Annotated in this window: 9 protein-coding genes and 2 pseudogenes; 8 read left to right on the top strand and 3 right to left on the bottom strand. The window is 61.0% G+C overall.

Annotated features, from left to right (window positions below; translation table 11 throughout):
- Positions 1-62 precede the first annotated feature (62 nt).
- From pip to HX801_RS19330, 8 genes and pseudogenes are all read left to right on the top strand, one after another.
- Complete coding sequence (gene pip / locus HX801_RS19365) at positions 63-1,034, top strand: prolyl aminopeptidase (protein WP_008439282.1); 972 nt, start codon at positions 63-65, stop codon at positions 1,032-1,034.
- Entirely contained in the window at positions 1,031-1,468 is a 438-nt protein-coding gene (gene dtd, locus HX801_RS19360) for a D-aminoacyl-tRNA deacylase (RefSeq protein ID WP_087692908.1), read from the top strand. Before pip ends, dtd begins: the two co-directional genes overlap by 4 nt.
- Before the next feature lie 267 nt (positions 1,469-1,735).
- A complete protein-coding gene (locus HX801_RS19355; protein WP_008439280.1) occupies positions 1,736-3,487 on the top strand; it encodes a glucan biosynthesis protein G in 1,752 nt (583 codons plus the stop codon).
- A pseudogene (gene mdoH, locus HX801_RS19350) lies at positions 3,480-6,055 on the top strand (glucans biosynthesis glucosyltransferase MdoH); the annotation flags it as partial. The gene HX801_RS19355 and the pseudogene mdoH, both read left to right, overlap by 8 nt.
- 237 nt (positions 6,056-6,292) lie before the next feature.
- Positions 6,293-7,096: a transporter substrate-binding domain-containing protein gene (locus HX801_RS19345; RefSeq protein WP_177022529.1), complete on the top strand. Its 804-nt coding sequence runs from the start codon at positions 6,293-6,295 to the stop codon at positions 7,094-7,096.
- A gap of 219 nt (positions 7,097-7,315) precedes the next feature.
- On the top strand, positions 7,316-8,113 hold the full coding sequence (locus HX801_RS19340; protein WP_003209284.1) for a transporter substrate-binding domain-containing protein: 798 nt from the start codon (positions 7,316-7,318) through the stop codon (positions 8,111-8,113).
- 148 nt (positions 8,114-8,261) lie between these two features.
- A complete protein-coding gene (locus HX801_RS19335) occupies positions 8,262-9,221 on the top strand; it encodes an amino acid ABC transporter permease (RefSeq protein ID WP_003209286.1) in 960 nt (319 codons plus the stop codon).
- The gene (locus HX801_RS19330; RefSeq protein WP_087692909.1) at positions 9,214-9,948 is read left to right on the top strand and encodes an amino acid ABC transporter ATP-binding protein; all 735 of its coding nucleotides are present in this window, start codon (positions 9,214-9,216) and stop codon (positions 9,946-9,948) included. Before HX801_RS19335 ends, HX801_RS19330 begins: the two co-directional genes overlap by 8 nt.
- Positions 9,949-10,087: 139 nt before the next feature.
- Here HX801_RS19330 and HX801_RS19325 read toward each other — a convergent pair whose 3' ends face one another.
- The 3 genes and pseudogenes from HX801_RS19325 to HX801_RS32300 all read right to left on the bottom strand — a co-directional run.
- Positions 10,088-11,995 carry a methyl-accepting chemotaxis protein gene (locus HX801_RS19325; RefSeq protein ID WP_177022528.1) on the bottom strand — a complete coding sequence of 636 codons (1,908 nt, stop codon included), beginning with the start codon at positions 11,993-11,995 and terminating at the stop codon, positions 10,088-10,090.
- Between the two features lie 172 nt (positions 11,996-12,167).
- Positions 12,168-12,881, bottom strand: coding sequence for a methyl-accepting chemotaxis protein (locus HX801_RS32305; RefSeq protein WP_371132926.1), 714 nt, complete (start codon positions 12,879-12,881; stop codon positions 12,168-12,170).
- Between the two features lie 144 nt (positions 12,882-13,025).
- Positions 13,026-14,084: pseudogene (locus tag HX801_RS32300) on the bottom strand (methyl-accepting chemotaxis protein); the annotation flags it as partial.
- Between the last annotated feature and the right edge of the window lie 127 nt (positions 14,085-14,211).

The following is a 14,211-nucleotide window of genomic DNA, read 5'->3' as shown; positions in this document are numbered from 1 at the left end:
GCCAGACGGCAAAATAATAGACGTCCCCCCAGGGATGAACTCGACCCCTTACGGAGCGCGCAATGCAGACTTTGTACCCGCAGATCAAACCCTACGCCCGGCACGATCTGGCCGTCGATGAAACCCACGTCCTGTACGTCGACGAAAGCGGTTCCCCGGAAGGCTTGCCCGTTGTGTTCATCCATGGCGGCCCCGGCGCCGGGTGTGATGCCAATAGCCGCTGCTATTTCGATCCTAATCTGTACCGAATTGTTACTTTTGATCAGCGTGGCTGCGGGCGCTCCACCCCACGGGCCAGCCTGGAAAACAACACCACCTGGGACCTGGTGGCCGATCTTGAGCGGATTCGCGAACACCTGGGCATCGAAAAATGGGTGCTGTTCGGCGGTTCCTGGGGCTCGACCCTGGCCCTGGCCTACGCGCAAACCCACCCGGAGCGTGTGCACGGCCTGATCGTGCGGGGCATTTTCCTGGCCCGCCCCCAGGACATTCAGTGGTTCTACCAGGCTGGCGCCAGCCGGCTGTTCCCCGATTACTGGCAGGACTACCTGGCGCCCATCCCGGCGGAGGAGCGGCACGACCTGCTCAGCGCCTACCACAAGCGCCTGACCGGCAACGACCAGATCGCCCAGATGCACGCCGCCAAGGCCTGGTCCACGTGGGAAGGGCGCATGTTGGGCCTGTGCCCGAACCCGCAATTGATCGAGCGTTTCTCCGAACCCCAGCGCGCCCTGTCGATTGCCCGTATCGAATGCCATTACTTCACCAATAACTCGTTCCTTGAACCTGACCAGTTGATCCGCGACATGCACAAGATCGCCCACCTGCCTGGCGTAATCGTGCATGGCCGCTACGATATGATCTGCCCGCTGGACAATGCCTGGGAGCTGCATCAGGCCTGGCCCAACAGTGAGCTGCAGATCATCCGCGAGGCCGGCCATGCGGCTTCCGAACCCGGAATCACCGATGCGCTGGTGCGTGCGGCGAGTGAAATGGCACGGCGCCTGCTTGATTTGCCGCCTGAAGAAGCATGAAGGGGCTTTTGCAACGGGTGCGCGGCGCCCGGGTCGAGGTAGAAGGGCAGGTGGTCGGGGCGATAGACCAGGGTTTGCTGGTGCTGGTGGCTGTCGAGCCTTCGGATACGCAAGCCAGCGCCGACAAGCTGCTGCATAAGCTGCTTAACTATCGGGTGTTCAGCGACGACGAGGGCAAGATGAACCTGTCCTTGAAAGACATTGGCGGCGGTTTGCTGCTGGTGTCGCAGTTCACCCTGGCGGCAGACACCAAGAGTGGGCTGAGGCCGAGCTTCTCCACGGCGGCACCGCCGGCGTTGGGCGAGGCGCTTTTCGACTATCTGCTGTTACAAGCGCAACAATTGCATGGCACGGTAGCGGCAGGGCGTTTTGGCGCTGATATGCAGGTGCATTTGGTCAATGATGGGCCGGTCACCTTCCTGTTACAGACGTGAATGTACTGAAAACGACTTGTGATGCCCAAAAAACCGGGTTTTCGCTACAAATACTTCGCTGACCCTGATGCGTTGTCACGCGGGCTACTAGATAATCGCGCGCTACGGGGATCAGCGTTAATTGGTCCATTTTTGACTTAGGTAGAGACTTGTCCGATAGCCATTGGGGAATCATTTAGCCCCATGGGAGTCGGAACAATGCTCGCCAACCTGGCATATAGATAGCTGGCCGTTGGTTTTTTGATCTGTTTTCGGCGAGGGTTGCTCGTGATTGTTAGTCCCTGTAATGCACCAAAATTGTCTGCCAAACGGTTACGAAACGTACTGGTGACGGGCTCTGCCCTGTTTTGCCTGTTCGGCGCGGGTCAACTGTGGGCATTCAGTCTGGATGATGTGTCGGCCAAGGCAAAAGAGCTGGCCGGGCAGAAGTACGAAGCTCCGCGCAGCAATTTGCCGAACGAATTCCGCGAAATGAAATTCGCTGATTACCAGAAAATTCGTTTCCGCAACGAAAAAGCCGAGTGGGCCGATCAGAACACCCCGTTCAAGCTGTCCTTCTACCACCAGGGTATGCATTTCGATACACCGGTGAAAATCAACGAAGTCACCGCCGACAGCGTTCAGGAAATCAAGTACGACCCGTCCCGCTTCGATTTCGGCGACGTCAAGTTTGATCCCAAATCCACCGAACAGCTGGGTTATGCCGGTTTTCGTGTGCTGTACCCGATCAACAAGGGTGACAAGCAAGACGAAATCATGACCATGCTCGGCGCCAGCTATTTCCGCGTCGTGGGCAAGGACCAGGTCTACGGCCTGTCTGCCCGCGGCATGGCGATCGACACTGCGTTGCCGTCCGGCGAAGAATTCCCGCGTTTCACCGAGTTCTGGATCGAGCGTCCAAAACCGGGTGAGAAACAGCTGGTGATCTACGCCCTGCTGGATTCGCCGCGGGCCACCGGCGCTTATCGCCTGATCCTGCGCCCGGGTACCGACACCATCGTCGACGTCAAATCCCAGATGTACCTGCGTGACAAGGTCACCAAGCTGGGCATCGCCCCGCTGACCAGCATGTTCCTGTTCGGCGCCAACCAGCCGTCCAAGGTCCTCAACTACCGTCGCGAGCTGCACGATTCCAGCGGCCTGTCGATCCATGCCGGCAACGGCGAGTGGATCTGGCGCCCACTGAACAACCCCAAACACCTGTCGGTCAGCAACTTCACCGTGGAAAACCCGCGTGGTTTCGGCCTGCTGCAACGCGGCCGCAACTTCAGCCACTACGAAGACCTCGACGACAACTACGACAAGCGCCCAAGCGCCTGGATCGAGCCTGAAGGCGATTGGGGCAAGGGCTCCGTCGACCTGGTAGAGATTCCGACCGCCGATGAAACCAACGACAACATCGTTGCGTTCTGGAGCCCGGAAACACTGCCGGAGCCAGGCAAGCCGCTGGACGTTGCCTACCGCCTGCACTGGACATTGCAAGACGCCGAGTTCCATTCGCCAGAAAGCGCCTGGGTCAAGCAGACCCTGCGTTCCACCGGCGACGTCAAGCAATCCAACCTGATCCGTCAGCCAGACGGCAGCGTGGCTTACCTGGTGGACTTCGAGGGCCCGTCCCTGAAGAAACTGCCAGCTGACGCACCGGTTCGCAGCCAGGTCAGCGTGGGCGACAACGCCGAAATCGTTGAAAACAGCGTGCGCTACAACCCGCACACCCAAGGCTGGCGCCTGACCCTGCGCATGAAGATCAAGGACGCAGGCAAGCCGACTGAAATGCGCGCTGCTCTGGTTCAGGACATCGTGCAGCCGGAACCGGAGAAGGTTTCGACCCAAGTGTTGAAAGCCGACAAGGTCCTGGCCAAGCAGCACGAGAAAGCGGCCAAGAAAGACGCCAAGGACAAGGACGCCAAGCAGCCGGAAGCGGCTGCCCCAGCCACACCACTCCCTACCCAGGATCAGGCCAAGACAGAGCAAGTCCTGACCGAAACCTGGAGCTATCAGTTGCCTGCCGATGAGTAATTCTCAAGTCCAGCCAGAGACTCTTGCCGAGTACCTGGCGCATCTACCGATGACCGATGAGCAGCGCGCCGAACTGGCGGGCTGCGAGTCCTTCAGTGAATTGCACAAGCGCCTGTCATCGTCCACGTTCGACGCGCCTGCCGACGCTGCCCAGGCATCGGTAGGCGCCCGGCTGACCCTCAACACTGCCGAAGAGCTGCAAGACGCCGAAATGCTGGTGCTCGACGCCAGCGGCCGGGTTTGCCTCAAGGCCACGCCGCCGATCCGTCGGACCAAGGTCGTGCCTGAGCCGTGGCGCACCAATATCCTGGTGCGTGGCTGGCGCCGCCTGACCGGCCGCACGAATCCACCGGCCCCGCCGAAGGATGAGCGCGTACTGCCGGCCGCCCGCTGGCGCACCGTCGGTTCGATCCGTCGCTATATCCTGCTGGTGCTGATGCTCGGCCAGACGATCGTTGCCGGCTGGTACATGAAAGGCATCATGCCGTACCAGGGCTGGTCCTTCGTCGACTTTGACGAGATCCGCAACCAGACCCTGCTGCAAACCGCGACCCAGGTACTGCCTTACGCCCTGCAAACCAGCATCCTTGTGCTGTTCGGGATTCTGTTCTGCTGGGTCTCGGCCGGTTTCTGGACCGCGCTGATGGGCTTCCTGGAACTGCTGACCGGTCACGATAAATACCGTATCTCCGGTAAAAGTGCCGGTGACGAGCCGATTCCGAAAGACGCCCGCACCGCCCTGGTCATGCCGATCTGCAACGAAGACGTGCCCCGGGTATTTGCCGGCCTGCGCGCGACGTTCGAATCGGTGGCTGCCACCGGTGACCTGGACCGTTTCGACTTCTTCGTCCTCAGCGACAGCAACGAGGCCGACATCTGCATCGCCGAGCAGCAAGCCTGGCTCGACGTGTGCCGCGAAGCCGGTGGCTTCGGCAAGATCTTCTATCGCCGCCGTCGCCGTCGCGTCAAACGCAAGAGCGGCAACCTCGACGACTTCTGCCGTCGTTGGGGCGGTGACTACAAGTACATGGTGGTGCTCGACGCCGACAGCGTGATGAGCGGCGAATGCCTGACCAGCCTGGTGCGCCTGATGGAAGCCACGCCGGATGCCGGGATTATCCAGACCGCGCCACGTGCGTCGGGCATGGATACCCTGTATGCGCGCATGCAGCAGTTCGCCACCCGGGTGTACGGCCCGCTGTTCACCGCCGGCCTGCACTTCTGGCAGCTGGGTGAATCCCACTACTGGGGTCACAACGCGATCATCCGCATGAAGCCGTTTATCGAGCACTGCGCCCTGGCGCCGTTGCCGGGTAAAGGTGCGTTTGCCGGTGCGATTCTTTCCCACGACTTCGTTGAAGCTGCGCTGATGCGCCGTGCCGGCTGGGGCGTGTGGATTGCCTACGACTTGCCGGGCAGCTACGAAGAGCTGCCGCCGAACCTGCTGGACGAACTCAAGCGTGACCGTCGCTGGTGCCACGGCAACCTGATGAACTTCCGCCTGTTTTTGGTAAAAGGCATGCACCCGGTGCACCGTGCGGTGTTCCTCACCGGCGTGATGTCGTACCTGTCGGCGCCGTTGTGGTTCTTCTTCCTGGTGCTGTCCACGGCCTTGCTGGCGGTCAACACACTGATGGAGCCGCAGTACTTCATGGCGCCGCGCCAGTTGTATCCGTTGTGGCCACAATGGCATCCGGACAAGGCGGTGGCGCTGTTCTCCACCACCATCGTGCTGCTGTTCCTGCCTAAATTGCTGAGCATCATCCTGATCTGGGCCAAGGGCGCGAAAGAGTTCGGCGGCAAGTTCAAGGTGACCCTGTCGATGCTGCTGGAGATGCTGTTCTCCATGTTGCTGGCGCCGGTGCGGATGATTTTCCACACCCGTTTCGTACTGGCCGCGTTCCTCGGCTGGGCGGCGACCTGGAACTCGCCACAGCGTGACGACGACTCCACGCCATGGAGCGAGGCAGTCAAGCGCCACGGTCCGCAGACCCTGCTCGGCTTCTTCTGGGCGCTGCTGGTGGTGTGGTTGAACCCAAGCTTCCTGTGGTGGCTGGTGCCGATCGTCGGTTCGCTGATGCTGTCGATTCCGGTGTCGGTGATTTCCAGCCGGGTCAAACTGGGCCTCAAGTCTCGCGACGAGAGCCTGTTCCTGATCCCCGAGGAATACAATCCGCCCCAGGCGCTGTTGTCGACCGACAAGTACACCCACGAAAACCGCTGGCATGCGCTCAATGACGGTTTTGTGCGGGCGGTGGTCGATCCGCAGCAGAACGCCCTGGCGTGCGCCTTGGCAACTTCCCGTCACGGGCAGGCGGAACCGATTGAATGGCTGCGTGTTGATCGGGTTCGCCACGCGTTGAAAGTCGGCCCGGCCGGCCTCAACAACGGTGAACGCCTGGCCTTGCTCAGCGACCCGGTCGCCCTGGCACGCTTGCACGAGCAGGTCTGGAGCGAAGGCCACGCCGAGTGGCTGAGCGCCTGGCGCGAATCGGTCAAGGCCGATCCGCATGCGCCATTGCTGCCATTGAAGCCGCTGTCGTCCCAGGCTCAACCGGCCTGATTCCGACGCCCCCGAGGTGCCACCTCGGGGGCGTTTGCGATAACCGTCCTACGTTGTTTTTCCCTTCTGCTGCATCGCGCTAACTCCTTGTTATTTCGAAACAAAAGACCCTTCTCCGAGGCATATTGCCGTGCCTGCGAGTGGGTTAGCATCGCCCCCCAAATCTGACTCGAAGCCTGCGGCTTACGCGAACTTGCGCGTGGCCGGGTGTGGGAGTGTTTAATGGAACAGGGGCTTTTTTCATGATCAAAAGGTATTTGTCGATGCTGCTGCTCGGCATCGTCACATTTTCCCACGGTTACCTGGCGCATGCCGGAGCCATAGATGAGGCCGTTCGGCGGGGTGTGTTGAAAGTCGGCACCAATCCGGCCTACGTGCCCTTTGAGATGACCGACAAGAAAGGCCGGATCGTCGGGTTTGAAATTGACCTGCTTCGGGAGATGAGCAAGGCGCTGGGGGTCAAGCTGGAGCTGGTTTCGGTACCGTATATCGACCTGATTCCCGGCCTGCTGGCCAGCCGGTTCGACCTGATCGGCAGCGGCATGACTGTCACGCAGGAGCGCAACCTGACCCTCAATTTCAGCGACTCGTTCATCATCGTCGGCCAGACCGTGCTGCTGAACCCTCGGTTGGCCGACAAGGTCCAGAGCATCGAGGACTTGAACGAGGCCGGTTACCGGATCGTGGCCGCCGAAGGCACCACAGGCGAGGCGGCGGCGAAAAGGTTTCTCGGCACTGCACGGCTGCGCAGTTTTCCAACACCTGAAGAAGGCGTGCGCCAGGTGGTGGAGGGCAAGGCCGATGCGTTTATCCATGATGCGCCGTATAACCTGATCGCCATTACCAAGCCCCAGAACAATGCGCTGTTGGCGCTGGAGCAACCCTTCACCTACGAGCCCCTGGCGTTCGGCTTGAAAAAGGGCGATTACGACAGCCTCAACTGGATCAATCATTTCCTCAACCAGGTGGCCCAGGACGGCACCTACGATCGGCTGCATGACAAGTGGTTCAAGGACTCGGGCTGGATGGCGGAAGTGGGCTGGTAGTCATAACTGCTTACACATCAAGCAATTGGCTGGGCCGTGGGTCGAGGTGTCTAGCCATGCCTTTCTCTGCACGGTTGTGGGGCTTTTCTGTCATACCTTGGCAACAAATCCCGGCGAAACCTTTGTACCCGGCGGTGAGTGAGTTAGGATCGCACCCCGAAATGGTGCAGCCCTTTTGCGCGCCGACCTCACAAGAAAATGAGTTCAGGGGACTTGATGATGAAAAAGTATCTTTCGATGCTGCTGCTGGGTGTCACCGCACTGGTGGCGGTCAACGCGGCACATGCCGGCGCCATCGATGATGCGGTCAAGCGCGGTACGCTGAAAGTCGGCATGGACCCGACCTACATGCCGTTCCAGATGACCAACAAACGCGGTGAAATCATCGGCTTTGAAGTCGACATCCTCAAGGCCATGGCCAAGTCGATGGGCGTGAAGTTCGAGCCGATTTCCACCGGTTACGACGGCATCATCCCGGCCCTGTTGACCGACAAGTTCGACATGATCGGCAGCGGCATGACCCTGACTCAGGAACGCAACCTGCGCCTGAACTTCAGCGAACCGTTCATCGTGGTCGGCCAGACCCTGCTGATCCGCAAGGAGCTGGAGGGCACCATCAAGTCCTACAAAGACCTGAATGACGAGAAATACCGCCTGACCTCCAAGCTCGGCACCACCGGCGAAATGGTGGCCAAGAAGCTGATCTCCAAAGCCAAGTACCACGGCTATGACAACGAGCAGGAAGCTGTTCTGGACGTGGTCAACGGCAAGGCTGACGCCTTCGTCTATGACGCCCCGTACAACGTGGTGGCGGTGAACAAGGTCGGCGCCGGCAAACTGGTGTTCCTTGATCAGCCGTTCACCTTTGAACCCCTGGCGTTCGGCCTGAAGAAGGGCGACTACGACAGCATCAACTTCATCAACAACTTCCTGCACCAGATCCGCAACGACGGCACCTACGATCGCATCCATGACAAGTGGTTCAAGAGCTCTGAGTGGCTCAAGGACATGGAATAAGGTTGGCTTAATACCGAGTTGATCGTTCCCACGCTCCGCGTGGGAATGCAGCCCGTGACGCTCTGCGTCACAAAGCGGACGCTGAGCGTCCAGTGAGGCATTCCCACGCAGAGCGTGGGAACGATCTCGACATATCCCGGAACCCGTAATGAAACAGAAAAAAGCCCAATGGCCCTGGCACCTGCTGACGGTGCTGGTGCTGGTCGGCCTGGCCGGCGCGTTGTATTACGCCACCTCGCTGATGTCCTACGAATGGCGCTGGAACCGCGTGCCGCAGTACTTCGTCTACCAGGCCGAAGAATCCCAGCGTGCGTCGGACATTTCCACCGTCAGCGAGTTGGTACGCAAGGGCGATGTGGCTGACGTCACCCTGCGTAATGACGAGGGCAACGAACAGCACCTGACCGTGGCCGAGAACAGTCTGCAAGTGGCCAAGGGCGATGACGTGGCCGAGGGCGATGTGGTCGGCGTCACCCGGCATTGGGCTGCGGGCCCTCTGCTGTGGGGCTTGTGGACTACGTTGTGGCTATCGGTGGTGTCCGGGGTGCTGGGACTGTTGATCGGCCTGGCGACCGGATTGTGTCGCCTGTCGAACAATCCGACTTTACGCGATCTGTCGACGATCTACGTCGAACTGGTGCGCGGTACGCCACTATTGGTGCAGATCTTCATTTTCTATTTCTTTATCGGCACGGTGCTCAACCTGTCCCGGGAATTCGCCGGGATCGCCGCGCTTTCGCTGTTTACCGGTGCCTATGTGGCGGAAATCATCCGCGCCGGCGTGCAGTCGATTGCCCGTGGGCAGAATGAGGCGGCACGTTCCCTGGGGCTCAGTGCTGGCCAGTCGATGCGCCACGTGGTGTTGCCGCAAGCCTTCAAGCGCGTGCTGCCGCCCCTGGCCGGGCAATTTATCAGCCTGGTCAAGGACACATCCCTGGTGTCGGTGATCGCGATTACCGAGCTGCTCAAAAGCGGCCGCGAGGTCATCACCACCTCGTTCTCGCCGTTCGAAATCCTGTTCTGCGTCGCAGGCCTGTACCTGCTGATCAACCTGCCGCTGTCGAAAATCGCCAGCCGGCTTGAGCGGAGGCTCGCGCAAAGTGATTGAAGTCCGCGATCTGGTAAAAGTCTTCGACACCCGTGGCCACGTCGTGCGCGCGGTGGATAACGTGACCACGCAGGTGGCCAGGGGTGAAGTGCTGGTGGTGATCGGCCCGTCCGGTTCCGGCAAGTCGACGTTCCTGCGCTGCCTTAACGGCCTGGAGGAATTCGATTCCGGCTCGGTAAGCATCGACGGCCTGCAACTGGCAGACCCGAAAACCGACGTGAACGCCTACCGCCGTGAAGTCGGCATGGTGTTCCAGCACTTCAACCTGTTCCCCCACATGACCGTGCTGGAAAACCTCTGCCTGGCGCAAAAAGTCGTGCGCAAGCGCGGCAAGAAAGAGCGCGAGGCCAAGGCCCTGGCGCTCCTGGAGAAAGTCGGCATTGCCCAGAAAGCCCACGAGTTTCCGTCGCGGCTTTCTGGTGGCCAGCAGCAGCGCGTCGCGATTGCCCGTGCGCTGGCGATGGAGCCCAAGGTGATGCTGTTTGACGAGCCCACCTCGGCCCTGGACCCGGAAATGGTCGGCGAAGTGCTGGACGTGATGAAGACCCTGGCCCTGGAAGGCATGACCATGGTCTGCGTCACCCATGAAATGGGCTTTGCCCGGGAAGTGGCTGATCGCGTGCTGTTCTTCGATCACGGCAAACTGTTGGAGGACGCCGCCCCGGCGCAATTCTTCGATGCGCCGAAGGACCCTCGCGCCCAAGCCTTCCTGCGCCAGGTTCTATAAATGCGTTGAGAATCCTTCTTGTGGCGAGGGAGCTTGCTCCCGCCGGGCTGCGTAGCGGCTCCCAAAAAAGATAGGAGCGCTGCGCACTCCAGCGGGAGCAAGCTCCCTCGCCACAGGATAGCGTTGGTCGTGGGTTTTTTCAGACCTTGAACTTGCCCACCCACACCTGCAAATCCGCCCCCAGGCGCGCCAGTTCGACACTGGCCGCCGCAGTGTCCTGACTTGCGGCCCAGGTCTGTTCCGACACATCCTTGACCTTCAACACGCTGCGATTGATCTCCTCGGCGACTGCGGTTTGTTCCTCGGCGGCAGCGGCAATCTGCGGGTTCATCTCCTGAATCACTGACACGGTACGGGTGATACCCGCCAGTGCGTCTCCTGCGCGACGGGTCAGTTGCACGCTGTTGTCGGTGAGGCTGCGACTGTTGTCCATGATGTCGGCCACCTGCTGCGTGCCCCGGTGCAGGCCGCTGATCAACTCCTCGATTTCCTCGGCCGACTGCTGGGTGCGTTGTGCCAGGCTGCGCACTTCATCGGCGACCACGGCAAACCCCCTGCCGGCTTCGCCTGCGCGGGCCGCCTCGATCGCGGCGTTGAGGGCCAGCAAGTTGGTCTGTTCCGATACCGACTTGATCACCTCCAGCACGCTGCCGATCTTCCGGCTTTCCTGTTGCAGGCCTTGCATGGCCTGGCTTGAACGAGCCATCTCCTGAGCCAGGTGCTCGATGTGGGTAATGGCCTCAGCCACCACCTGATCGCCCTGGCCCGCCTGCCGGTCGGCCTCGGCAGCAGCCAGCGACGCTTGCTCGGCATGGCGCGCAACTTCTTGGGAGGTGGCGAGCATCTCGTTCATGGCGGTGGCCACCTGTTCGGTTTCCTGCTTCTGGCCGTCGACCCCGTCGCGGGTTTGCTCGGTGACCGCCGAGAGTTGCTCGGCGGCGCTGGCGATCTGCTGGGCGCTGTCGCCGATGCCGCTGATCAAGCCCCGCAGGTTGAGGGTCATTTGCCCGATGCTGCGCTGCAACTGCCCCAGTTCATCCTGGCGCGAGGCCTGGATGTCGTGGCTCAGGTCACCTTCGGCAATCCGGTTGGCCACGGACAGGGCCTGGCGCAGCGGCGCGACGATCTGGCCGGCGATCAACCAGGCGGCCACGACGCCGAGCAACAGCGCCGCTGCAGTAACGTTGAGCAGCAGGGTGCGGGCGAGGCTGGCTTCGTTGTCACGCTTGGCGGTCTGGTCCTGGCTCAGCAGGTCGCTTTCCGTGAGCAATTGATCCAGCCACTGTTCAAGCTGGTTCTGGGTGGTTTCGGCGCTGAGTTGGGCGTCCTTGAGGCGTGTCAGGTGAGTCCGAAAATCGAGCAGGACTTTTTTCAGGGCGCTGGCGTCAACCGGCAGCGCGCCTACCGCCGCCTGGGCGCCATCCAGGGCCAGTAGCGCATCACCCACGCCCTTGGCATAGGCGTCCAATGACGCAGCGGCCCAGGCGGGGCTCTGGGCGCGGTCTTCGGCTTGTTCCAGGGCCTGGCGCAATTGTTCCACGGCATCGAGAGCCTTTTCATCGTCTTGATTGGGCAGGTTGCTCGACAGTTCAGAGAGGCTGTCACTGCTCTGGACTGAGCTGCGCTTGAGCTGTTCACGGGCGTTTTCACGTTGCTTGATCAGCCCCTCCAGGCCGCTTAAGGCGGTCTTGAAGCTGGTGACGAAGCGTCGGCTTTCCTGCAGCTGTTGTTGGTTGACCGGGTCGGTAAATCGCGGGGAAAGATCCACCAGGAACTGGTCGATCTTGTCCATGTGCAGCTCTATTTTGGACAGGCTGGCCGGGTCGTTAAGGGTGCGATAGACGATGCGATCAGCGCGCAACTCTTCGCCGACGACTGCCAATTGCGAGAGCAGCGTGAGTTTTTGGGAGCGCTCGAGGGATGCGCTCAAGGCTTGCCAGCCGGTAGAGGCGATGATCAGGCTGAGGCTGAGCACCAGGCCAAAGCCCAGGGCAAGTTTGAGGCTGATGCTGATGTTTCCGAGCAGGCGGGTCAGTGGACGAAACATGGTGAACCTCCAACGAATCAAAAGGAGCGTCTCAAGCGTCCGGCCAACAATGGTCAGGGGAGTTGAAACGCTACTTTTATTCGGCGCCAGGTGTGTGATCCACGACCTGAAAAACGCGTAGGAAATTTCACATATTGTCGGAGCGGCGGCCCTGATGGCCGCCGCAAGCGGGTCAGACCTTGAAGCGACCTACCAGGCTTTGCAGGTAAACCCCCAGGCGCGCCAGCTCGGCACTGGAAGCCGCAGTTTCTTCGCTGGCCGCCGAGGTTTGTTCGGAAACGTCCCGCACGTTGAGCACGCTGCGGTTGATCTCTTCGGCCACGGCGCTTTGCTGCTCGGCGGCGGTGGCGATCTGCTGGTTCATCGCCTGGATCGCCGAGACGGTACGGGTGATGTTCTCCAGGGCGTTGCCGGCCCGACGGGTCAGCTCGACGCTGCTGTCGGTCAGGCCGCGACTGTTGTCCATGATGGTCGCCACCTGCTGGGTGCCGCTTTGCAGGCCGACGATCAACTCTTCGATTTCCTCGGTGGACTTCTGCGTCCGCTGGGCCAGGCTGCGCACTTCATCGGCAACCACCGCAAAACCGCGTCCGGCCTCACCGGCGCGCGCCGCTTCAATCGCTGCGTTAAGGGCCAGCAGGTTGGTTTGCTGGGCCACCGACTTGATGACGTCCAGCACACTGCCGATCTTGTCGCTCTCACGCTTGAGATGGCCCATGGCTTCGGTGGAGTTGCCCACCTCGCTGGCCAGGCGCTCGATCTGGGCGATGGCCTCGCCGACCACCTTGTCGCCTTCACGGGCCTGTTGGTCGGCGGCTACGGCGGCTTCCGAGGCTTCTTCAGCGTTACGGGCGACTTCCTGCACGGTAGCGGCCATTTCGTTCATGGCGGTGGCCACCTGGTCGGTCTCGACCTTCTGGCTGTTGACCCCGGCGCTGGTCTGCTCGGTAACGGCCGATAGCTGCTCGGCGGCACTGGCGATCTGGGTGACGCCGTCGCTGATACCGCCAATCAGCTCCCGCAGGCCCACGGTCATGCTTTGCATCGACCGTTGCAGCTGCCCCAGTTCATCCTGGCGCAGGGAGATCAGGTTGTGGCTCAGGTCGCCGGACGCCACGCGCTCGGCGACTTTGAGGGTCTGGTTCAGTGGAATCACGATCTGCCGGGTAATGGCCCAGGCGGCGAGTACACCAAACGCCAGCGCGAGGGCGGTGGCCAGTAACAGCAGGTTCTTGGCGTGGGCGGCATCGGTATCACGCACCACGGTTTGCGAAGTGGTGAGTTTGTTACTGCGGTCGAGCAGGATATCGCCCTGCTCGCCCATGATTTTCATCGCGGCGGCACTGGCCACCTGAGAGTCGCGGTACTGGCTCACGGCGGCGCGGTAGGCCTGCAGCGAGACGCTCGCCTCTTGCAGGTTGGCCCGGTATTGCTCGGGCAACTGGTCGTTGAGGTCGGTGATTTTCTTCAGGGCGTTGTCGATGGCATCCAGCGCCGGTTGTTCGGCCTCGACCTTGCCACTGTAGGTGTAGCCGCGCACCTGGAAGCGCGCTTGCTGGATCAGTTTGCTCAGGTCGACCACGCTGTTGAACAGGGTGACGCTGTCGCCTTGCAGCAGGGATTTTTCCACTTCGTTGATTTTTGCGACGGCGTTGTCGGCGGTATCGCCCAGTTTGCTGCGGGCGCCTTCACGCTTGAGGCCGGCCTGCACCATGGCGCCGAAGGCTTTTTTGTATTGGCCCAAGGCATCCTGTTGCTGCTCTACCACGAGCTTGTCGTCGGGTTGCTCGATCAGGTCTGCGGCGGTTTTCAGGCCACTGTCCAGCTGGGTGATCAGGTCGTTGACCGCGCTGGTGCCTTGTTCGCCACGGCGCATTTCGAAGTCCAGTCGCGCCAGGCGCAGGTCCTTGGTCAGCCCGTTGAGGCTGGAGATGTAGCCCAGCTTGTCGCCACGGCTGATCACGCCGCTGAGGCCGGTCCAGCCGGTGAAGGTGATCAATAGGGTCAGGACCAATACCAGGCCGAAGCCTATGCTCAGCTTGCGGTTGACGCTGACATTCCCCAGTTTCTCGGCTAACCAACGATACATGCTGCGAACTCCCCTGGAACAAGGCTTGGACTTATTCAGAGCGTATCGGCAGATTCGGATGTTTCTGTAGGAGCGAGCTTGCTCGCGAAGGTCGTCAACGATAACGCGGGCATTCTGAGTGAGCGCG

The organism is Pseudomonas sp. G1002 (genome assembly GCF_013385455.1).
In the GTDB taxonomy this organism is placed as follows: Bacteria; Pseudomonadota; Gammaproteobacteria; order Pseudomonadales; family Pseudomonadaceae; genus Aquipseudomonas.
This window is presented reverse-complemented; position numbering and strand designations above follow the sequence as displayed.

Coding starts and splice junctions, on each gene's coding strand:
- pip (WP_008439282.1), top strand. CDS start 63: ATGCAGACTTTGTACCCGCAGATCAAACCCTACGCCCGGCACGATCTG.
- HX801_RS19345 (WP_177022529.1), top strand. CDS start 6,293: ATGATCAAAAGGTATTTGTCGATGCTGCTGCTCGGCATCGTCACATTT.
- HX801_RS19340 (WP_003209284.1), top strand. CDS start 7,316: ATGAAAAAGTATCTTTCGATGCTGCTGCTGGGTGTCACCGCACTGGTG.
- HX801_RS32305 (WP_371132926.1), bottom strand. CDS start 12,881: ATGAACGAAATGGCCGCTACCGTGCAGGAAGTCGCCCGTAACGCTGAA.
- dtd (WP_087692908.1), top strand. CDS start 1,031: ATGAAGGGGCTTTTGCAACGGGTGCGCGGCGCCCGGGTCGAGGTAGAA.
- HX801_RS19325 (WP_177022528.1), bottom strand. CDS start 11,995: ATGTTTCGTCCACTGACCCGCCTGCTCGGAAACATCAGCATCAGCCTC.
- HX801_RS19335 (WP_003209286.1), top strand. CDS start 8,262: ATGAAACAGAAAAAAGCCCAATGGCCCTGGCACCTGCTGACGGTGCTG.